Origin of the sequence: Mesorhizobium sp. WSM4976 (assembly GCF_029625685.1) — a bacterium.
In the GTDB taxonomy this organism is placed as follows: domain Bacteria; phylum Pseudomonadota; class Alphaproteobacteria; order Rhizobiales; family Rhizobiaceae; genus Mesorhizobium.
This window is the reverse complement of the sequence record NZ_JARTVT010000034.1, coordinates 11,709-32,126: the sequence shown is the minus strand read 5'-3', so window position 1 is coordinate 32,126 and position 20,418 is coordinate 11,709. Positions and strand designations below refer to the sequence as shown.

The window sequence follows — 20,418 nt, the reverse complement described above, 5'->3', positions numbered from 1 at the left end:
GCCGTCGGCTCCGTATTGCCGGTGGGATTCTTCAGGAATGAAACCGCTCCAGGCCTCGTCGGGCGATTTGACTGCCGATCGTCGCGCCGATTTCGCCGAGATGCTGCTCGCCTCGGGCGAGCCCGCGCAGGCGGCGGAGCTTCTGCTCGGCGCGCTGGAGCTGACGCCGCGATGGGACGCGGGCTGGTTTCGCCTCGGCGAGATGCAGGAAGCGGCTGGCCTGCTCGACCAAGCCGCAGAAGCCTGGATCATGGCGCTGAAGCTGGACCCCGGGGATCGCCTCGGCGCCGTGCTCAAGCTTCAACTAATCGGCAAGGCGCCCGCGGCCCCGGCGCCTCCCAGCGCCTTTGTCGAGACCTTGTTCGATCACTACGCCGACAGCTTCGAAGAGTCGCTTGTCGGGAAGCTGGGCTATCGGCTGCCGGACTTCCTCGGCCAGGCCATCCGCGAGGCAAGGCCCGGCCGGTTCCGCCTGGCCATCGACCTCGGCTGCGGCACCGGCCTGATGGGCGAAAGGCTGCGCCCATTCGTCGACCGTCTGGAGGGCTACGACATCTCGGCCGCCATGCTGAGGAAAGCGAAAGCCAAGGGCATCTATGACCTGCTGGCCAAGGCCGACCTTCAGCGTTTTTCTCATCCCGGAGCGGGGGCCGACCTTGTGGTCGCGGCCGATGTATTCATTTATCTGGGCGCCCTCGAACGCATCGTCGGCGCGGTGGCTGGCACGCTTGCCGAGGACGGCCTGTTCGCCTTTTCGCTCGAGACGCTTGCCGGCAGCAGTGATTTCGCCCTTTTGCAGTCACGGCGCTACGCTCATTCCGAGGCCTATGCGCGGCGCGTGCTCTCCGCCAGCGGGCTGGCGGTCCTGTCTCTGGAAAGCATGGTTATCCGGCACGACCGGCATGATCCCGTCATGGGCCTGGCCGTCGTGGCCGGCTTCCCCGCCGCTTCTGCCGGGTGAGCACTCAGGCATGAGCCGGTGCTTGCTGCGAAAAAGCCTGAATGGCATGGTCGGGGTGGCGCGGGGCAGACATCACGAGGAGAAATCCATGCGCTGGACCATGGTTGTGTTGGCGTCCTGCCTGACGGTCGCCGGCTGTGTCGGCGGCACGTCGATGGCCGAGCGCCAGGACGAGGACGTCCAATCCTCGTTGCAATATGACGATGTGCCTTGCGATCAACTGCTGGCGCAGCGCAATCAGCTGGCGCAGCAGAACAATCTGCCGATCACGGCCAAGCCGAGCTTCTCGAATCCGGCGATGGGCTTCGGCCCGTTCACGCCGGACATGCGCTCCAAGGCGCAGCGCGCCAGCAACAAGGCGAGCGGCGAGATCGACGCCATGAGCCGCTCGATCGAGCGCCGCGACTGCGGCAAGCCGAAGAAGAAAGAGACGTTCGGGTTGCCCGGCTCGCAGCCTTCCTGAGCGTTCGCGGCAGGCGATCAAGCAGCGATTTCGGGCCCCTGGACTAATAACCGGCCTCGCGGTCCACCAGGTTTTCAAGCTTTTCGCCGCGCTCGAAGGCTGCCATCTGGCGAAGCATGATCGGCGCCAGATGGGCCGGGTCCGAGGTCGCCGCCGCGTGCGGCGTGATAAAGACTTTCGGATGGCTCCACAGCGGGCTGGTCTTCGGCAGCGGCTCGACCTCGAACACGTCGAGGCTCGCCTCCTTCAGCGTCCCGTCGTCCAGCGCGCGCACGATGTCGGCGTCCTTCTGCAGGCGTCCGCGACCGGCATTGATCAGCACCGCGCCGCCAAGCCCGTTGCGCCGGCGCAGTTCCTTCAGCAGGCCATAGTTGATGATCCCTTGCGTTTGCGGCGTCAGCGGCAACAGCACCACGAGGATATCGGTGGCGTTGAGGAAGGGGATCAGCCCGGCTTCGCCGGAATAGCTCGAAACGCCCTTCATCGGCCGGTCGGTGCGCGACCAGCCGTTCACGGCAAAGCCGAGCGACAAAAGCACCGATGCCGCCGCGCGGCCGAGATGGCCGAGGCCCATGATGCCGACGGAAATGTCGCCGGCCGGGCGCTGCGGCGGCTCGTGCCAGATCTTCTTTGGCTGCTGTGCCCGATAGAGCATGCCGTGCCGGTGGTGATCGAGCACCCGCCACACGACATATTCGGTCATGTATTGGGTGAGATTGTCGGCGACGACCCTGACGATCGGCACGTCGGGCAGGCCGGGATCAGCGAAGATATGGTCGACCCCGGCGCCGACTGAAAAGATGGCTCGCAGATTGGGCAGCCCGGAGAGCAGGTTCGGCTTGTGCTTCCACACGACCGCGTAGGCAATCGAGGGATCGCTGGGGCCTGCAGGCTCCAGCACCACCTCGCGCTCAGCCGCCAGCAACTGATGCCAGCGCTGTGGATGAAAGGCCGTGACGGCAAGCAGGATTTTGCCTTTTTCCATTTGCGGATTCAGTCCTTGTTACGTCGATCCAGCCGAGCTTATTCGCTGACCACGCCGGTCGGCGCCGTCTCGATCTTGAAGGCCGCCGCCATCAGCGCCCGCGTATAGTCGGTCTGCGGGCTGCTAAAAATCTGTTCGGAAGGTCCCGCTTCGACGACCTTGCCATTGCGCATGACGATGACGTCATTGGCAAGGGCGCGGACGACCTTGAGGTCATGGCTGATGAAAAGATAGGCGAGATTGTGCTTGGCTTGCAGGTTGCGCAAAAGATCGACCACTTGCGCCTGCACGCTCATGTCGAGCGCCGAGGTCGGCTCGTCGAGCATGACGAAGCGCGGATTGAGCACCATGGCGCGGGCAATGGCCACGCGCTGGCGCTGACCGCCGGAAAATTCATGCGGGTAGCGATGGCGCGTTTCGGGATCGAGGCCAACCTCCTTCAGCACGGCGACCACCTTGTCGTCGCGCTCGTCGGGCGAGAGTTTCGGCTCGTGGATCTTCAAGCCTTCCTCGATGATCTCCGAAACCGACAGGCGTGGGCTGAGCGACCCGAACGGGTCCTGGAAGACGATCTGCAATTCGCGCCTGAGCGGCCGCATGGCGCTGAAGGAAAGCTGGTTGATGTCGCGTCCATTGAAATTGATCGCCCCGGTCGAAGAGATCATCCGCGCGAGCGCCAGCCCGAGCGTCGTCTTGCCGGAACCGGATTCGCCGACCACGCCGAGCGTCTGGCCGGCGCGCACGGTGACGTCGATGCCGTCCACGGCCTTCACATGATCGACAGTCTTGCGGAAGAAGCCCCTCTTGATCGGGAACCAGACCTTCATGTCCTTGCCGGTCATGACGGCCTTGGCGGCCGGGTCTGCCGCAGGCGGCTTCCCCTTCGGCTCGGCGGCCAGCAGATGCTTCGTGTAAGGATGTTGCGGGTTGGCGAATATCCCCTTGGTCGGCCCGGTCTCGACGATCTTGCCCTTGGTCATCACGCAGACACGGTCGGCGATCTTCCTGACGATGCCGAGGTCGTGGGTGATGAACAGCATCGACATGCCCTTGCGGCTTTTCAACTCCGCGAGCAGTTGAAGGATCTGCGCCTGCACGGTCACGTCGAGCGCCGTCGTCGGCTCGTCGGCGATCAAAAGCTCCGGCTCGTTGGCCAGCGCCATTGCGATCATGACGCGCTGGCGCTGGCCGCCGGAGAGTTGATGCGGGTAGGCGTCGAGACGTTTTTCCGGTTCGCGGATGCCGACCTCGTTGAGCAGTTCCAGCACGCGCGCCCTGGCCTGGCGGTCGCCGAGGCCCTGATGCAGCTTCAGCACCTCGACGATCTGTTGCTCGACCGTGTGCAGCGGGTTGAGCGAGGTCATCGGCTCTTGGAAGATCATGGTGATCCTGTTGCCGCGCACGCCGCGCAACGCCTTCTCGTTCATGGCGAGCAGGTCGGCGCCACTGAACAGGATTTTGCCTGAGGGATGACTGGCGGCGGGATAGGGCAGAAGCTTCAGCACCGACAGCGCCGACACCGATTTGCCAGAGCCGGATTCGCCGACCAGGGCAACGGTCTCGCCCTTGCCTATGTCGAACGAGATATGGTCGACGGCGACAGACTGCTTGCCGCCCTGCGCGAAGGCGACACTCAGATCTTGGACGGACAAAAGGGCTTCGCTCATTTGAACGTCTTGCGCGGATCGAAGGCGTCGCGCGTCGCCTCGCCGATGAAGACCAGCAGGGACAGCATCAGCGAAATGACGATGAAGCCAGAAATGCCGAGCCAGGGCGCGTTGAGATTGCGTTGCGCCTGTTTCAGCAATTCGCCGAGCGAGGCCGAGCCGGGCGGCAGGCCGAAGCCGAGATAGTCGAGCGAAGTCAGCGTCGAGATCGAGCCTGAGAGCAGGAAGGGCAGGAAGGTCAGTGTCGCTACCATGGCGTTCGGCAACAGGTGCCGGAACATGATGGTGAGGTTTGGCACGCCGAGCGCGCGGGCCGCGTTGACATATTCGAAGTTGCGGGCGCGCAGGAATTCGGCCCGCACAACGCCGACCAGGGCGACCCACGAGAACAGCAGCATCAAGCCGAGCAGGATGAAGAAGCCGGGCGGAAGGATGGCCGAGACGATAAGCAGCAGGTACAGCACTGGGATCGCCGACCAGATCTCGATGAAACGCTGGAAGAGGAGGTCGGTCCAGCCGCCGAAATAGCCCTGCAAGGCGCCGGCTGCGACGCCGATCAGCGATGACCCGAGCGTCAGGACCAGGCCGAACAGAACCGAGATGCGGAAGCCGTAAAGCACGCGCGCAAGCACATCGCGGGCTTGGTCGTCGGTGCCCAGCCAATTCCAGTTGCCGACCACGCAATTGGCGTCGGCCTCGCCTTTCGGATACTGGCTGCAGCGCGTCTTCTTGTCGTAAAGCCAGGACGGCTTTGCCGGAGCCGGTTCCGGAATGGCGTTGTTGACGGTCTGATAGGAGTAGCGGACTGGCGGCCAGATCATCCAGCCATTGGCGTTGATTTCGTCTTGGATGACTGGATCGCGATAGTCGGTGACCGCATAGAAGCCGCCGAACTTCTCCTCCGGATAGGCGACCAGAACCGGAAACAGGATCTCGCCCTTGTATGAGGCGATGATCGGCTTGTCGTTGGCGATCAGCTCGGAGAACAGCGACAGCACGAACAGGAACAGAAAGATCCAGAGCGACCAGTAGCCGCGCCGGTTGGCCTTGAAGTTCTGCAACCGCCTTTGGTTGAGCGGCGACAGAAATGGCCTGCGGGGCCTGGCCGGCGCGCTTTCGATCGCAGCCTCGGCCATCAGATGTCTCTCCGCTCGAAGTCGATGCGCGGATCGACCCAGGTGTAGATCAGGTCGGACAAGAGGCCGACGAACAGGCCAAGCAGCGAGAAGATGTAAAGCGTGGCGAACACCACCGGATAGTCGCGATCGATCACCGACTTGAAGCCGAGCAGGCCGAGGCCGTCGAGCGAGAAGATGTTCTCGATCAGCAGCGAGCCGGTGAAGAAGGCCGAGATGAAGGCGCCGGGAAAGCCGGCGATCACGATCAGCATGGCGTTGCGGAAGACGTGGCCATAGAGCACCTTGCGCTCGGACAGGCCCTTGGCGCGCGCCGTCACGACATATTGCTTGCGGATTTCTTCGAGGAAGGAGTTCTTGGTGAGCAGGGTGGTCGTTGCGAAGGCCGACAGCACCAGCGCCGTAAGCGGCAGCGTCATGTGCCAGAAATAGTCGGCGATCTTGGCGGGCCAGGACAGTTGGTCCCAATTGTCCGAAACGATGCCGCGCAGCGGGAACCAGTCCCAGAACGAGCCGCCGGCGAACAGCACCATCAAAAGGATGCCGAACAGGAAGCCGGGAATGGCATAGCCGACGATGACGACGCCGCTGGTCCACACGTCGAAGGTCGAGCCGTCCTTCACCGCCTTGCGGATGCCGAGCGGGATCGAGATCAGATAGGATAACAGCGTGATCCACAGGCCGATTGAGATCGAGACGGGCATCTTCTCCAGGATCAGGTTCAGCACCGAGATATCGCGGAAATAGCTGTCGCCGAAATCGAAGCGGATATAGTTCCACAGCATCATGCCGAAGCGTTCGAGCGGCGGCTTGTCGAAGCCGAACTGCTTTTCCAGCTTCTTGATGAATTCTGGATCGAGCCCCTGCGCGCCGCGATATTTCGAGCCGACATCGCCGGCAACGTCGAAATTGCCGCCACCGCCGCCGGCGTCGCCGCCTCCACTGCCCAGGCGATCGTTGCCACCTTGGTTGGTCAACTTGGCGATCACCTGCTCGACCGGGCCGCCTGGCGCGAACTGGATGACCGCGAAGGAGATCGCCATGATGCCGAACAGCGTCGGGATCATGAGAAGAATGCGGCGCAGGATATAGGCGCCCATCAGGCGTCCGACTCCGCGCAAACGTTCATGTCAGGCTTTGCCAATCTTTGCTGCCTTGCCCTTGTCGACCCACCACAGCGCCTCGACCGGAAAGCCGAAATCGGGTTTCTGCTCGGGAAAGCCGAACATGTCCCAGTAGGCGCTTCGGTGATTCGCCAGATACCAACTTGGAATCCAATCGCGCCGCGCGCGCAAGGCCCGGTCCAGTGCGCGCATGGCGGTGGTCAGGCTTTCGCGGTCCTTGGCGGCGCCGACGGCATCGATCAGCGCGTCGATTGCCGGGCTTGCAATGCCCGACAGGTTGCGCGAGCCGGACACGGCGGCGGTGCGCGAGTGGAAGAAAATCTCCAGATCGTCGCGGGTCGGCGTGGCGCTGAAACTGAATGCGGCCGACAGCAGGTCGAAGTCGAATGTCGATTGCCTGAGCTGGTACTGCGCCGAATCCACCAGACGGATCGAGGCGTCGATGCCGATTGCCTTCATGTTGGCGACCCAGGGCGAATAGACCTGCACAAAGGTCTCGTCATCGACCAGGAATTCGGCCGTCAGCCGTCCGCCTTTGTCGTTGACCACGAAATCGCCGGAGCGTTTCCAGCCTGCCTGTGCGAGCAGCTTCAGTGCGGCGCTCAGTTGTTTGCGGTCTCGCCCGGACCCATCCGACGGCGGTTGCGTCACTGCTTCGCCGAAGGCTTCCGCCGGCAGCTGGTCGCGCAAGGGTTCCAGCAGCGCCAGTTCCTGCGGCGTTGGCATGCCCTCGGCCCGAAAGTCGGATTTCTCGAAGCAGGATTGCGAACGCTCGTAGGACCCATAGAAAAAATTGCGCCGGGTCCATTCGAAATCGAAGCAGAGCGCGATCGCCTGCCGCACATGCGGATCCTTGAATTGCTCACGTCGCTGGTTGATGGCGGTGGCCTGCATGGACGGCGTCGTCTCGGCAGGAAATTCATGCTTGATCACCTTGCCGGCGGTGAAGGCAGGAAAGTCGTAGGCTGTCGCCCAGACTCGCGACGTGGCCTCTTCCCGATAGAGGATCTCGCCCTTCTTGAAGGCCTCGAACGCGGCAGTGCGATCCTGGTAGAATTCGATGCGGATCCGCCCGAAATTGTTCTGGCCGCTATTGACCGGCAGGTCGTTGCCCCAATAGTCGGCCACGCGCTCATATTCGATCCAGGCGCCCGCTGACCAGCGTCCGACCTTGTAGGCGCTTGAGCCGAGCGGCGGATTGAGCTGCGAGGAATCGAACGGGTTGGCCGTGAAAAAGGCCTTCGAAAGGATAGGAAAACCGACGATGTTGAGGATGGTTCGGGCAGACTGCTTGCCATCGAATGTAAGTTCGACGGTGTGAGCGTCCTTCGCCACGGCATCTTCCAGATGCGTCAGCGGCAGCGCGTAGTCCGGATGCCCTTTGTCTTTCAGCAGCTTGAAGGTGAAGGCGACGTCGTCTGCCGTTAGCGGGGAACCGTCATGGAACCGTGCCTGCGGGCGCAGCGAGAAGGTGAAACTATTGCGGTCGTCCGAAATCGTCACGCTCTCGGCGATCAGCCCGTAGACCGCGTCAGGCTCGTCGAGCGCTCTGGCCATCAGCGTATCGAAGCACATTTCCATGCGCTGCGGGGAATCGCCCTTGGGGACGAATGAATTCAGCGTGTTGAAGGTCTGCGGGCTCTGGTTCGCGCCCCAGTTGGGCGGCGAGAAATTGAACGTGCCGCCTTGCGGCGCATCGACTTTGACATAGTCGAAATGTGTGAAATCGGGCTTGTATTTCAGGTCGCCGAAGGCCGACAGGCCGTGCAGCTTGACGCCCGACGGAGTGTCGGCAAAGGCCCGGCCCCGCAGCAGCGCGGCGGTAGTGGCTGCGGCGCCGAGCCCCAGGAAATCGCGGCGACGAAGCAAAGCCTGCCGCCCCATCAATTGAGGCCCTTGTATCTGGCGGCCAGCGCCTTTTCCTTCTCGGGGTCGATCCACCAGGAATCGATATCGGCGCCGAGATATGCCGGCTGCTTTTCCGGTATACCGAACTTGTTCCAATAGGCATACCAGACAGCCGAGCGATAGTACTGCGGCAGAACGTAGAAGTTCCACAAAAGCACTCGGTCAAGGGCATGGGTGGCGGCGACCAGGTCGGCGCGATCGGTGGCGAAAATGATCCGATCGATCAGGGCGTCGACGACCGGGTCCTTAATACCCATAAGGTTACGCGATCCCGGGGTCTCTGCTGCCTTCGAACTCCAGAATTCGCGCTGCTCGTTGCCGGGCGATTCAGATTGCTGAAGCACCGTCGTCACCACGTCGAAGTCGAAGTGATTGATACGGTTGATATATTGGGTCTGGTCGATGATGCGTAGGGTGGCGTCAACTCCAATCTTGCGCAGGTTGGCGATGTAAGGGCTGGAGATGATCTGGTCGGTATCGTTCGAACCCAGTATCTCGAACTTAAGCGGCGCGCCGGTCTTCGGGTTGACCATCTTGCCGCCTTTGATCTGCCAGCCGGCCTGAGCAAGAAGATCAACTGCCTGTTTGAGGTATTTCCGCTCAGCCTGAGGCGAGTCATAGACAGGCAGCTTGAACTCCTGCGTAAACAATTCGGGGGGCAGCTTATCGCGATACTTCTCCAGGATATCCAGCTCCTTGCCTTTCGGCAGCCCGCTTGACGCCAGTTCGGTGCCCTGGAAATAGCTCGATGTTCTGGTGTTGAAACCGAAAAACAACGTCCTGTTCATCGTCTCGAAGTCGAAGGGCAGGGTCAGCGCCTCACGCACCCTGCGGTCCTGGAAAAGCGGTCGCCGCTGGTTGAATACGAAGCCCTGCATGGGCTGCGCATGCTCGCTCTCGAAGGTTTTCTTGATCACGTCCCCAGCCTTGAAGGCCGGGAAGTTGTAGAACGTTGCCCATCTGCGCGAACTCATCTCGCGATGAGTGTCGTCAAGTCCACCTTTGGTGAAGGCCTGCCATGCGGCGTTGTCGTCGAGGATGTAGGTGAAGTGCTGCGTGTCGAAATTCTCGCGGCCTATCTTCACCGGCAGGTTGGCCCCCCAATAGTCAGGCACCCGCTGCCAGATGATCTCCGAACCGGGCTTGAAGCTGGCGATCTTATAGGCGGCGGAGCCCAGCGGCGGCTCCAGCGTCGGCCTGGTGATGTCGCGCTTCTTGCCGCTTGCATCGGTGCCTTCCCACCAATGCTTCGGCAAAACGACGAGATCGCCGAGGATCTTGGGCAGCTCACGATTGCCCTTCTGGTTGAAATGGAACTCGACCTCGCGATCCGAGATCGCGACCGCCTCGGTCACGTTCTCGAAATAACGGTTGTATCTGGGGCTGTTGGCCTTCAGCACCTGGAATGACCAGACCACGTCGTCGACGGTGATCGGCTGGCCGTCATGCCATTTTGCCCGCGGATCGAGCCGGTAGGTGGCCGAGGAAAAATCGGCAGGGTACTTAAAGGCGTCTGCGATCAGCGGGTGGCTGACACTGCCTTCGTCGGTAGCCTGTTCCATCAGCGTGTCGTAAAGCAGGCCGCCACCAAAATCGGCGAAGCCGGCGGCGGGCGACCCTTGCACGATATAGGGGTTGAAGCTGTCGAAGGTCCCTATAGCGACGGCATTGTAGGTGCCGCCCTTCGGCGCATCCGGATTGACATAATCGTAATGCTGGAAATTCTCGCCGTATTTTGAAGGTCCGATCAGCGACGATGTCGTGCGCCATTCGTCGGCGAAGCCGGCGTGGAGGCTGGCGGCGAAGGCGAGCGCGAATGCCGATGCGAAAAGCGTGCGGAAGCGGCCAACCTTCATGCGTTCTCCTCGTCGCTAGTTCCAACCACCCGCAATCTAGATCATTTAACGGCGGTGGAAACCGCAAGGGACTGCCTTTGTCGCTGTCCATGCAGCTTTCCTAACAGAAAAGCCGGGACGAACCCGGCTTTTCCAAGGACGTCTCTGACAAAATGTTTATTGAGCGGGCGCCGCCGGCTTCGCCGGAGCGGCGCTTTCGGCGGGCTTGGCTGGCGCCGCACCTTCCGCCGGCTTCGCGGCTTCGGCCGGCTTTGCCGAAGCATCGGCGGCGGCACCCGGTTGCGGCAGCGGCTTCGGATTGTCCGACAGCGTGCGCAGATAGGCGATCACATTGGCGCGGTCTTCTTCCTTCGGCAGGCCTGCGAAGCCCATTGCCGTACCCTTCACGAATTTCTTCGGCGAGGTGATGAAGTGATTGAGGTTCTCGTAGGTCCAGTGCTCCTGGCCGCCCTTCGAGAAGTCCTTCATGCCGGCCGAATAGGCGAAGCCCGCATGCTCGGCGACGGGACGGTCGACGACGTCCCAGAGATCCGGACCGACCTTGTTCGGGCCGCCCTTTTCACCGGAATGGCAGGCCTGACATTTCTTGAAGATGGATGCGCCCGCCTCGGCATTGGCACTGGCGAGCAAGTCGGCGATCGGCTTTTCGGCCGCGGCAGGCGCGGCTGCGCCGCCTTCGGTCGGCTCCTGGGCCTCGATGGCGAAGCCGGGCTTTTCGGGGGCGGGCGAGGCGAACAGCCCGTCCGAGACGAGGCCTATCGAAAAGATAATGAAGCAGGTTCCCAGAAATCCGCCGAGCAGCTTGTTGACTTCGTTGGAATCCATACGCCCCTTGCTCCCTTTTCCGGCGGACCGTCCCGTCCACTCCGTCCGTCGGTATCGCGAACTGCCCTGAAAGGCCAGTCAAATCGGGCGGAAACTAGGTCTTTTGCTCTGGCGTTGCAACACCTATAAGGGCGCTTCCAGTGAGACCTTTTGCCACTTTTCCATCCCCGTTTTTCGACCGCCCTGAAATCCGATGCCGACCTTGATCCTGATCCCCGCCCGCATGGCCTCGACGCGCCTGCCGGGCAAGCCGCTGGCCGACATTGCGGGCGCGCCGATGATCGTCCATGTCGCCCGCCGCGCCACCGAGGCTGGACTTGGCCGCGTCGTGGTGGCGACCGACACGCAAGCCGTCGCGGAGGCCGTGCGGGCGCACGGCTTCGAGGCTGTCATGACCCGCATGGATCACGAATCGGGCTCTGACCGCATCTTCGAGGCGCTGAAGGCCCTCGATCCCAAAAAGCAGGTGGAAACGATCGTCAACGTCCAGGGAGACCTGCCGACCATCGATCCCGAGATCATCGGCGCGTCGCTACGTCCGTTTGAGGACAGATCGGTCGATATCGCGACGCTCGGCGTCGAGATCGTGCGCGACGAGGAAAAGACCAACCCGAATGTGGTCAAGATCGTCGGCTCACCACGTTCCGCGACACGGCTGCAAGCGCTCTATTTCACCCGCGCCACCGCGCCATGGGGCGAGGGGCCGCTCTACCATCATATCGGCCTCTATGCTTATCGCCGCGACGCGCTGGAACGCTTCGTCGCGCTCAAGCCCTCGCCGCTGGAGCGTCGAGAGCGGCTGGAGCAATTGCGCGCGCTGGAGGCCGGCATGCGCATCGACGCCGAGATCATCAAATCGCTGCCGCTTGGCGTCGACACGCCCGACGATCTTGAGCGCGCCAGACAGATACTTTCAAGCTGAGACCATCCGCATGACTGCAAAGAACAACAGAATCTCCTTCCAGGGCGAACCCGGGGCCAATTCCGACACGGCCTGCCGCAACATGTTCCCCACGATGGACCCCTTGCCCTGCCCGACCTTCGAGGACGCGTTCAATGCGGTCGAGACCGGCAAGGCCGAGCTCGCCATGATCCCGATCGAGAACACGATCGCCGGCCGCGTCGCCGACATCCATCACCTGTTGCCGGAATCGAAGCTGCACATCGTCGGCGAGTATTTCCTGCCAATCCATTTCCAGCTGATGGTGCTGCCCGGGGTAAAGCGCGAAGAGATCAAGACCGTGCACAGCCACATCCATGCGCTGGGACAGTGCCGCAAATATATCCGCAAGAACGGCTGGAAGCCGGTGATCGCCGGCGACACGGCGGGTTCGGCCAAGATGGTGTCGGAGGTCAAGGACCGCACGATGGCCTCGCTGGCGCCGGCTTTGGCCGCGGAACTCTATGGGCTAGACATCATCGAGAAGAATGTCGAGGACACCGATTCCAACGTCACCCGCTTCGTCGTGCTGACCAAGAACAAGCAATGGGTGGAGCGGCCCACGCCCGACGCCAAGATGATGACCACCTTCATCTTCCGCGTCCGCAACGTGCCGGCCGCGCTCTATAAGGCCATGGGCGGCTTCGCGACCAACGGCATCAACATGACCAAGCTCGAGAGCTACCAACTCGGCGCCTTCACCGCGACGCTGTTCTACGCCGACATTGAAGGCCACCCGGACGATCCGCTGGTCAAGCTGGCGCTGGACGAGCTGCGCTTCTTCTCGCGCGAAATGCGCATCCTTGGCGTCTACCCGGCAAGCGCCTCGCGCGAGCAGTGGAAGGTGGCTGATTAGGGCATGTCAATACAAGGCACATGCGTGAAACGGTGACTTAGGCCTCCGCTTGGATGTCCCACGGATTTACCAGCGTTACTCCCATTCCCTCGAAATCGCCGATGTTGCGCGTTACCAGCGTCATTCGCCGGGTGAGGGCCGTGGCGGCGATATACGCGTCATTGATCGGTTTGGGATTGGGCACATGCCATCGTGCCGCCTGAACAGCTGCCGCGTCGTCCAGCGGCACGATTCGACCGGAGAATGTTAGGATGACCGCATTTTCCAACCAGTTGCGCAATACTTTGCCAGCAACGGCATCATGGCGTTCCACCTGTCTTACGCCGATCTCCAGCTCGTGCAGCACCACGGCCGAAATAAAGGTTTCGGCAGGATCGACGGTCTCGTTCCAGAGCACGACGTTAGGATGTGCCCTACCGCTCGATACCTTTCGCAATTCGGACACGACATTGGTATCGAGCAACAGCATCAGGACAGGTCTACTGGCTCGGCACGTTCCGTGCGGGGCGGGAGCGGCAAATCGAGGTCACCCGCCTCCGGCGCAGCCAGCATGTCACCGAGCGACCGCGTTTTGCCGGTGAGCCGTTTATATTCATCGAACGACATGAGGACATGCGCTGGCCGCCCCCTGTCGGTGATGATCACAGGACCGTCCTTGGCAGCGCGTTTTGCGCGGCCAAGATCCTGATTGAGTTCGCGACCCGAAAGCGTGGTGATCATATCGATTTCGCAAATGTAGTTACGTAACCACATCTAATGCATTTGAGCAGAAATTGCAAGGTTGAGCGGATAGATAGCAACCACCCATCGCAGGTGATTGGTGTGTGTGCCTGGCGGCTCACCCTGTTTCACAACGACTTGCGCTTAGATCACCGCGCCCAGCGGCACGTAGTCAATCTCCAAGAATTTCTCCACCTCCGGTACCCAGCGGTCGCGAACGAAGGCGACGTGGTCGGGGTGCTCGTTGTAGCGCGTGTAGGCCGCCTGGTCGGCGAACTCCATCGAGAAGCCGAATTGGTAGTCGTTCTTGGGGCTCACCTGTCGCAATTGCTCGAAATGAGTGACGCCCTTGATCCCGGTCAGGATTTTCTTGGCGTCGTGGAGGAAGCGCTTTGTCTCCAGCGAATGCGGCGGATGCTTCAAAGTGAAGACGACCGTATGACGGATCATTCTTCTGCTCCTATTTGCTGTCGACCCAGGCGCGGATGAGGTGGTGGGCGATCGCCCCTTTCGGCGGCGTGATCAAGCCGCCGGCATGCTGCCTATCCAGCATCGTGCGCACCTCGTCGCGAAAGAACCAGCGGCAGTCCTCCAGCTCGTTGAGGTCGGCCTGGATATCCTCGTTGAGCGGCTCGCCGAAGCAGCCGATCATCAGCGAATACGGGAACGGCCAGGGCTGGCTGGCGTGGTAGACGACGCGGCCGAGCCGGATACCGGCCTCCTCCAGCGTCTCGCGCCGCACCGCCGCCTCGATCGTCTCGCCCGGCTCGATGAAGCCGGCAAGCGCTGAATACATGCCCGGCGCGAAATGCCGGCCGCGCCCCAGCAGGCACTTCTCGCGCGTTGCCGTCAGCATGATCGCCACCGGGTCGGTGCGCGGGAAATGGTCGGTGCCGCAGGCCGGACAGTGGCGCCGGTAGCCGCCGGCGCGCATCTCCGAGCGGTTGCCGCATTTCGAGCAGAAGGCGTGGCTGGCATGCCAGGCAAGCAGCGCCGCCCCTTGCGCCAGCGCGCCGGCCGCCGCCTCGTCGATCAGCCCCTGCATGTAGACGGAACGATAGTCGATCGCCTTGATCGTCTCGGGGAGATTTTCCGGCTCGACACCCGCCGGCACGGCCAGCACCGGGCCGGCGTCGGAGAAGCCGAGCAGCACGCCGCGATCGAGCGAGACATCGAAGGCCTCGCTCTCGGCCACGTTGAACCATGGGTCGAATTTGTCGCCGTCGAGTTTGAGGTAAAGCCGGCCGGCATGCATTAGCATCAGCCGTGTGGTCCGGTCGGCCAGCGCCTTTTCGACCGCGTCGTCGGCGCGGTTCTCGGATTGCCGGTCGATCCGGTTGCCGGCGAAGCCGACGAACTGGCTCGGCTCGCGCAAGGGCGCGTCAAACAGGCGGAAGCTCATGGGGACTCGGAATGCGCTGGTGGACACTGGTCAGCTTATAGCGCCGCCTTGATCGTTTCGGCAAACCGCCTCATATCGGAGCGCTGATAGGGCTCGCGTATGCCGTGCCCCCAGACAGGGCCGGGCCAGCCGGGATCGCCCTCTGACCGGGCGATGACATGGACATGCAGCTGGCGCACGACGTTGCCCAGAGCGCCGGTGTTGATCTTGGTGCAACCGGTGACCCGCTTCAGCGCCTGCGCCACCATATTGGTCTCGAAGGTCAGCATCGCCTGGTCGAGCGGCGTCATCTCATGGATTTCCTCCACGCCCGGACGCTGAGGCACCAGCACCAGCCACGGCCAGCGGCGATCGTTCATCAATCTGAGTTCGCAAAGGCCAAGCCACATAAGCTGCTCGCTGTCCGCCTCCAGACGGGCGTCCAGCGTGAAACCGGCCTTGAGGCCAGGCAGCATGGGCGTTTCCTTCGTTTCTTGTATCATTCTTCAAACCAACGAACGCTAGAGCGGCGGCAAGGTGGCTGCAAGCGATTCATTGACCGCTCTTGGCGATTTGAAGGACTTTCCGGTCTCCATATGGCCGCAGGCTCCGGCTCTGCCCTTGCATTTCGCCGCTGAATTGCCGATATGGAGCGCGGGAGGTTGGTGGTGGACGATCCACTCGCCAACCGGGTCAGGTCCGGAAGGAAGCAGCCCTAACGAGCCCGGAACGGGTCATTGTTCCAGCCTCCCACCTCTTCGCCTTTCTCCCGCGACATTGACGGCGCCAAGCCGCGCGGGCGAGACTATGCGCAGGAATCGGCCGCCTTCCGTCGCGGTCCTGGGAGCTTTTGACGGCGAATGAGCGAAGCCGGAAACTTGGGGACGGAAAGCCTGGGGACCGGTAAGGCCGGCGCCTATCGCGTCCTGGCGCGCAAATATCGCCCTTCGAATTTCTCCGAGCTGATCGGCCAGGAGCCGATGGTCCGCACGCTGACCAATGCCTTTGCCACCGGCCGCATCGCCCAGGCCTGGATGCTGACCGGCGTGCGCGGTGTCGGCAAGACGACGACCGCGCGCATCCTCGCCCGCGCCCTCAACTACAAGACGGCGACCGTCGACCAGCCCTCCGTCGACCTTTCGGTCCCCGGCGAGCATTGCCAGGCGATCATGGAAGGCCGACACGTCGACGTCATCGAGATGGACGCCGCCTCCCACACCGGCATCGACGACATCAGGGACATCATCGACCGCGTCCGCTACGCGCCGGTCTCGGCCCGCTACAAGGTCTACATCATCGACGAAGTGCACATGCTCTCCACCCAGGCCTTCAATGGCCTGTTGAAGACGCTTGAAGAGCCGCCGCCGCACGTCAAATTCATCTTCGCCACGACCGAGATCCGCAAGGTGCCGATCACGGTTTTGTCGCGCTGCCAGCGCTTCGATTTGAGGCGCATCGATGCCGGCGCGCTGGTCGCGCATCTGTCCTCGATCGCCGCCAAGGAAGGCATTTCCGTCGACGATGACGCCCTGGCGATGATCGCGCGGGCCGCCGAGGGCTCGGCGCGTGATTCGCTCTCCATCCTCGACCAGGCGATCGCCCATGGCAGCGGCACCGTCAGCGCCGACGCCGTGCGCGCCATGCTCGGCCTCGCCGACCGCGCCCGCATCATCGACCTGTTCGAATATGTTATGAAGGGCGATGTGGCGGCGGCGCTTGCCGAGTTCCGCGCGCAATACGACACCGGCGCCGATCCGGCCGCCGTGCTCACCGACCTTGCCGAGTTCAACCACCTCGTCACCCGCCTGCGCTTCGTGCCGGCGGCCGCCGACGATGCCTCGCTTTCCGAGGATGAGCGCCGGCGCGGCGCCGAATTCGCCGGCGCGCTCTCGGTGCGCGTGCTGTCGCGGACCTGGCAGATGCTGCTTAAAGGCATTCCCGAGGTGCAGTCCTCCAACCGCCCGGTCGGTGCCGGCGAGATGGTGCTGATCAGGCTGGCGCATGCCGCCGACCTGCCGACGCTGGACGAGGCGCTGAAATCGCTGGAAGGCGCGGGCCCGCTGCCGAACGGCGCGCCGCGCGCCAATGGCGCATCGGCAAATCCGGGCAATGGCGGCGGCGCCAGCGCCGTGGCGCAGGCGCGGATGCCCAGTTCAAATGGCGGCGCCCAGACGATGCGGCTGGTCGAGGCGCAGCCCGTGCCGGAGGCCTATGTTCCGCAACCGGCGCCGGTCACCGAAGCGCCTGTCGTTCCGGTGAAATCGCTGGCCGACATCGTCGCGCTCGCCGACGCCAATCGCGACATCGCTATCAAGGTGCTGCTGAAGCGCTGCGTGCGGCCGGTGCGCATCGAGCCCGGTCGCCTCGACGTCACCCTGACCGACGACGCTCCGAAGATGCTGCTCAACGACCTGACCTCCAAGCTGCGCGCCTGGACCGGCCGCAACTGGCTGGTGTCGCTGTCGAAGGAGGAGGGCGGCCAGACACTGGCGGAGATGGAGACGACGAAGCGCGAGAACGCCTTCTCCGACGCCAAGGCGGATCCGACTGTCGCGGCCATCCTTGCTCGCTTTCCCGGCGCCAAGATCATCGACGTGCGCATTCCGGATGTGCCGGACGTGGAAGAGGTCGAGGCGGAAGTGCCGATCGAGCCTGCGGCCGACGACGACGAAATCTGAGACAATCGTAGAGGACCACCCGATGAAAGATCTTCTCGGCCTGATGGGCAAAGCGAAGGAAATGCAGGCCAAATTTCAGGCCATGCAGGACGAGATCGCCACGCTTGAAGCCACCGGCCAGGCCGGCGGCGGCCTGGTCAGCATCACGCTGACCGGCAAGTTCGAGATGAAGGCGTTGAAGATCGATCCGTCGCTGATCAAGGCCGACGAAGCCGAGATCCTCGAGGACCTCATCCTGGCCGCCCACAATGACGCCAAAAGTAAGGTCGAGCAGGTCATGCAGGAGAAGACCAAGGCGTTGACTGCAGGCCTGCCGATTCCCCCCGGAATGAAATTGCCATTCTGAGGCGGCGTCCGCCAGTTAATTGATTATGAACGGAAATCGAGACCGGGCCGCGATATTAACCATTTTGCCGGCAATGCTCACGGGCTCGTTTCGCGGCTTTCATAAAGTTTTACCCAAGTCCAGAAGTTGCTAACCCTCTAGCCATCTTTTTGCCCGAAAGAGTCTCATTCTTGCCACATCTCGGGGCGGGCTGGCATCTTGGACATGAGGCTTTTTTGGTGATCGCGACGCGATGGAAGACGCCGCTGCTGCTTATCGGCATCGTCACTTCCCCCTTGCTCCTGGCCGGCTGCAGCCAGACCACTTCCTCCCATGGTATGTCGGTGTCGGGACTGACCGACGCGCTCACGCCGAGCTTCCTCACGCGTTCCTCCAGTCATTCGCTGAAGGATAAGGAATGCCTGCAAAGGGCGATGTTCTTCGAATCCAACCGGTCGAGCCGGGACGGCATGATCGCCGTCGGCACGGTCGTGATGAACCGTCTGCGCTCGGGCCAGCACGGCAACACCATCTGCGAGGTCGTCGGCGAGAAGGGTCAGTTCGCGCCGGGCGTGCTGACGCGGCCGATGAATTCCAGGGCGCTGCCCGATGTCGAGGAGGCCGCCGACGCGGTGCTGAGAGGCGAGCGCAAGGCTAAGCTGAAGAATACGATGTATTTCCACACCGCCGGCCTGCGTTTCCCCTACAAGAACATGCATTACACCATGGTGGCCGGCGGCAACGCCTTCTATGAGAAACGCGGCCGCAACTGGCAGCCGCTGCCGGACGAGCCGATGGTGGCCATGGCCTCCGACAAACAGCAGAAGATCGACCCCGCAGCTCCCGTTCTGGTGGCTTCCGCCGAGCCGGTGGTCAAGAAGATCGTGCGACCGGATCCCACCAAGCAGGTCGCAATGAACGAACCGACGCTCCCTGCCAAGGCGGCAATCATTCCGGCAGAAGAGACCTATGTGACGGCCGCTGCTGCACCATCGCAGAAATCCGGCCGGGTGGCGCAGAAGCCGACGGTCGTGGCGATGCAGGAGCCGATGGCCGAACCGGACGCCTCGCGTTTCGGCGGCACGCTCAAGGGCCGCTACATCACCTCGGTGCCCAACGCGCAGCCGGAAGCGTCGATGGGCTTCCAGTCGACGCCTGAGAACACCGACGCCATCGGCGCGATGATCGCCAGCCAGGATCGGCCGCTCGAGACCAACTGAACCCGATTGCATCCAGCGCAGGGCCCGTCATGGCAGCATGGCGGGCCCTGTGTCGTTGCGGCTGTTCCAAACCGCTCGGAAAAATCCTAGATCAAGGCGATGTCGAAGAGAATCGCCGGTCCGGAAATCGAACGCCTGATCCAGCTCCTGGCCAAGGTGCCGGGGCTTGGGCCGCGTTCGGCGCGGCGCGCGGCACTCCATCTCATCAAAAAGAAGGAACAGCTGCTCGAGCCTTTGGCCGCAGCCATGGGCGAGGCGGTCGACAAGGTGCGCATCTGCTCGACCTGCGGCAATGTCGACACCTCCGACCCTTGCATGATCTGCACCGATCAGCGCCGCGACGCCGGCACGCTGATCGTCGTCGAGGACGTCTCCGATCTCTGGGCGCTGGAGCGCGCCGCCGCCATGAATGTGCGTTACCACGTGCTCGGCGGCACGCTGTCGCCGCTCGACGGCATCGGGCCGGATCAGCTCAACATCCGCTCGCTCGTCGACCGTGTCGCCGGCGGCGAGGTGAAGGAAGTCATCCTTGCGGTCAACGCCACAGTCGAGGGGCAGACGACCGCGCATTATTTGACCGATCAGTTGTCGGGGTTCGATGTGAAGGTGACGCGGCTGGCGCATGGGGTGCCCGTCGGCGGCGAGCTCGATTACCTCGATGAAGGCACGCTGGCCGCGGCGCTGCGGTCGAGGACGGCGTTTTGAAGCTGGCGGGGAGGGGGCTTGGAAATGACGGAACGCGGCTTTTGCATGACTGCTCTCGCATTCCTGCTGGTTGCCTTGATCGCGCTTTCTTCCTCCCCGACCCACGCCGCCCCCATCGACGACCAGTTCCAGGCCTGGCTGCAGACCGACCTCTGGCCCGAGGCAAAATCCAAAGGCATCTCGAAAAAGACCTTCGACGCCGCCTTTCTCGGCGTGAAGCCGAACCTCAAGCTGCCAGATCTCGTCCTGCCCGGCGAAAAGCCCAAGACGCCTGAGAAGCAGCATCAGGCCGAGTTCGGCCCACCAGCCAACTACTTCGCCGAAAAGATCATCCGCGCCGTCACCACGGGCGGGCGTGCGCGGGAGAGCGCCAATTCAAGAGTGCTCGGGCTGATCGAGAAACGCTATGGCGTTCCGGGCGAGATCGTTCTGGCGATCTGGGGCCGCGAGACCGGCTTCGGCGCGGCCAAGATGCCATATGATGCCTTTGAGGTGCTGGGCACCAGGGCGTTCATGTCGACCAAGAAAGGCTTCTTCCGGACCGAGGTGCTGGCGGCGCGCGACAAAGTCGAGCGCGGCCGGGGGCCGGGGCACCCCCTGTAAAAGTGCAGGGGCCGCGCGCGCGGCCCCCCCCAAAAAAATACGCCAAAGGTACAAAACCACCCCCG

General features: G+C 62.8%; 20 protein-coding genes, 1 other RNA gene and 1 pseudogene. 10 read left to right on the top strand and 12 right to left on the bottom strand.

The features are described 5' to 3' along the window. Positions 1 to 37: 37 nt before the first annotated feature. Positions 38 to 961: a methyltransferase domain-containing protein gene (locus P9272_RS30870; RefSeq protein WP_278163721.1), complete on the top strand. Its 924-nt coding sequence runs from the start codon at positions 38 to 40 to the stop codon at positions 959 to 961. Between the two features lie 88 nt (positions 962 to 1,049). Beyond that, entirely contained in the window at positions 1,050 to 1,424 is a 375-nt protein-coding gene (locus tag P9272_RS30865) for a hypothetical protein (RefSeq protein WP_278163719.1), read from the top strand. 43 nt (positions 1,425 to 1,467) lie between these two features. Here the strand turns inward: P9272_RS30865 and P9272_RS30860 are convergent, their stop codons facing one another. From P9272_RS30860 to P9272_RS30830, 7 genes are all read right to left on the bottom strand, one after another. After that, positions 1,468 to 2,409, bottom strand: a complete 942-nt coding sequence (locus tag P9272_RS30860) for a glyoxylate/hydroxypyruvate reductase A (protein ID WP_278163717.1) — start codon at positions 2,407 to 2,409, stop codon at positions 1,468 to 1,470. 38 nt (positions 2,410 to 2,447) lie between these two features. Then, positions 2,448 to 4,076 carry an ABC transporter ATP-binding protein gene (locus P9272_RS30855; protein ID WP_278163714.1) on the bottom strand — a complete coding sequence of 543 codons (1,629 nt, stop codon included), beginning with the start codon at positions 4,074 to 4,076 and terminating at the stop codon, positions 2,448 to 2,450. Then, complete coding sequence (locus P9272_RS30850; RefSeq protein WP_278163712.1) at positions 4,073 to 5,212, bottom strand: ABC transporter permease; 1,140 nt, start codon at positions 5,210 to 5,212, stop codon at positions 4,073 to 4,075. The genes P9272_RS30855 and P9272_RS30850 overlap by 4 nt, the downstream gene beginning before the upstream one ends. After that, complete coding sequence (locus P9272_RS30845) at positions 5,212 to 6,312, bottom strand: microcin C ABC transporter permease YejB (RefSeq protein ID WP_128256938.1); 1,101 nt, start codon at positions 6,310 to 6,312, stop codon at positions 5,212 to 5,214. The genes P9272_RS30850 and P9272_RS30845 overlap by 1 nt, the downstream gene beginning before the upstream one ends. 30 nt (positions 6,313 to 6,342) lie before the next feature. Further along, on the bottom strand, positions 6,343 to 8,220 hold the full coding sequence (locus P9272_RS30840) for an extracellular solute-binding protein (protein ID WP_278163709.1): 1,878 nt from the start codon (positions 8,218 to 8,220) through the stop codon (positions 6,343 to 6,345). Further along, complete coding sequence (locus P9272_RS30835) at positions 8,220 to 10,100, bottom strand: extracellular solute-binding protein (protein ID WP_278163707.1); 1,881 nt, start codon at positions 10,098 to 10,100, stop codon at positions 8,220 to 8,222. The genes P9272_RS30840 and P9272_RS30835 overlap by 1 nt, the downstream gene beginning before the upstream one ends. A 156-nt stretch (positions 10,101 to 10,256) precedes the next feature. Continuing rightward, positions 10,257 to 10,925 carry a cytochrome c family protein gene (locus P9272_RS30830; protein ID WP_128256935.1) on the bottom strand — a complete coding sequence of 223 codons (669 nt, stop codon included), beginning with the start codon at positions 10,923 to 10,925 and terminating at the stop codon, positions 10,257 to 10,259. 193 nt (positions 10,926 to 11,118) lie between these two features. Between P9272_RS30830 and P9272_RS30825 the strand changes: the two genes are divergently transcribed. Together P9272_RS30825 and P9272_RS30820 are read left to right on the top strand one after the other, a co-directional pair. Further along, positions 11,119 to 11,847, top strand: coding sequence for a 3-deoxy-manno-octulosonate cytidylyltransferase (locus P9272_RS30825; RefSeq protein ID WP_278163704.1), 729 nt, complete (start codon positions 11,119 to 11,121; stop codon positions 11,845 to 11,847). A 10-nt stretch (positions 11,848 to 11,857) separates the two neighbouring features. Next, positions 11,858 to 12,721 (top strand): prephenate dehydratase, encoded by an 864-nt coding sequence (locus P9272_RS30820; RefSeq protein WP_278163702.1) that lies wholly within the window; start codon positions 11,858 to 11,860, stop codon positions 12,719 to 12,721. Between the two features lie 37 nt (positions 12,722 to 12,758). Here P9272_RS30820 and P9272_RS30815 read toward each other — a convergent pair whose 3' ends face one another. From P9272_RS30815 to P9272_RS30795, 5 genes are all read right to left on the bottom strand, one after another. Continuing rightward, positions 12,759 to 13,190: a type II toxin-antitoxin system VapC family toxin gene (locus P9272_RS30815; RefSeq protein WP_278163700.1), complete on the bottom strand. Its 432-nt coding sequence runs from the start codon at positions 13,188 to 13,190 to the stop codon at positions 12,759 to 12,761. Continuing rightward, on the bottom strand, positions 13,190 to 13,441 hold the full coding sequence (locus tag P9272_RS30810; protein ID WP_128256931.1) for a type II toxin-antitoxin system Phd/YefM family antitoxin: 252 nt from the start codon (positions 13,439 to 13,441) through the stop codon (positions 13,190 to 13,192). The genes P9272_RS30815 and P9272_RS30810 overlap by 1 nt, the downstream gene beginning before the upstream one ends. Before the next feature lie 144 nt (positions 13,442 to 13,585). After that, positions 13,586 to 13,891: a Dabb family protein gene (locus P9272_RS30805; RefSeq protein ID WP_128256930.1), complete on the bottom strand. Its 306-nt coding sequence runs from the start codon at positions 13,889 to 13,891 to the stop codon at positions 13,586 to 13,588. 10 nt (positions 13,892 to 13,901) lie between these two features. Next, positions 13,902 to 14,843 (bottom strand): NAD(+) diphosphatase, encoded by a 942-nt coding sequence (gene nudC, locus P9272_RS30800; protein WP_128256929.1) that lies wholly within the window; start codon positions 14,841 to 14,843, stop codon positions 13,902 to 13,904. Between the two features lie 35 nt (positions 14,844 to 14,878). Then, positions 14,879 to 15,298 (bottom strand): HIT family protein, encoded by a 420-nt coding sequence (locus P9272_RS30795; protein ID WP_278163696.1) that lies wholly within the window; start codon positions 15,296 to 15,298, stop codon positions 14,879 to 14,881. Between the two features lie 181 nt (positions 15,299 to 15,479). On the opposite strand from P9272_RS30795, the gene ffs reads away from it, so the two are divergent. The 6 genes and pseudogenes from ffs to P9272_RS30765 form a co-directional block, all read left to right on the top strand. Next, positions 15,480 to 15,576: signal recognition particle sRNA small type (gene ffs / locus P9272_RS30790), an RNA gene on the top strand. 106 nt (positions 15,577 to 15,682) lie between these two features. Then, positions 15,683 to 17,500 carry a DNA polymerase III subunit gamma/tau gene (locus P9272_RS30785; protein ID WP_278163694.1) on the top strand — a complete coding sequence of 606 codons (1,818 nt, stop codon included), beginning with the start codon at positions 15,683 to 15,685 and terminating at the stop codon, positions 17,498 to 17,500. Positions 17,501 to 17,522: 22 nt separating this feature from the next. After that, on the top strand, positions 17,523 to 17,846 hold the full coding sequence (locus tag P9272_RS30780; RefSeq protein WP_112127993.1) for a YbaB/EbfC family nucleoid-associated protein: 324 nt from the start codon (positions 17,523 to 17,525) through the stop codon (positions 17,844 to 17,846). Between the two features lie 218 nt (positions 17,847 to 18,064). Further along, positions 18,065 to 19,045 carry a cell wall hydrolase gene (locus tag P9272_RS30775; RefSeq protein ID WP_278163691.1) on the top strand — a complete coding sequence of 327 codons (981 nt, stop codon included), beginning with the start codon at positions 18,065 to 18,067 and terminating at the stop codon, positions 19,043 to 19,045. Positions 19,046 to 19,144: 99 nt separating this feature from the next. Beyond that, a complete protein-coding gene (gene recR / locus P9272_RS30770; protein WP_278163689.1) occupies positions 19,145 to 19,750 on the top strand; it encodes a recombination mediator RecR in 606 nt (201 codons plus the stop codon). 24 nt (positions 19,751 to 19,774) lie between these two features. After that, positions 19,775 to 20,329, top strand: a pseudogene (locus tag P9272_RS30765) (lytic murein transglycosylase); the annotation flags it as partial. Positions 20,330 to 20,418: the final 89 nt, after the last annotated feature.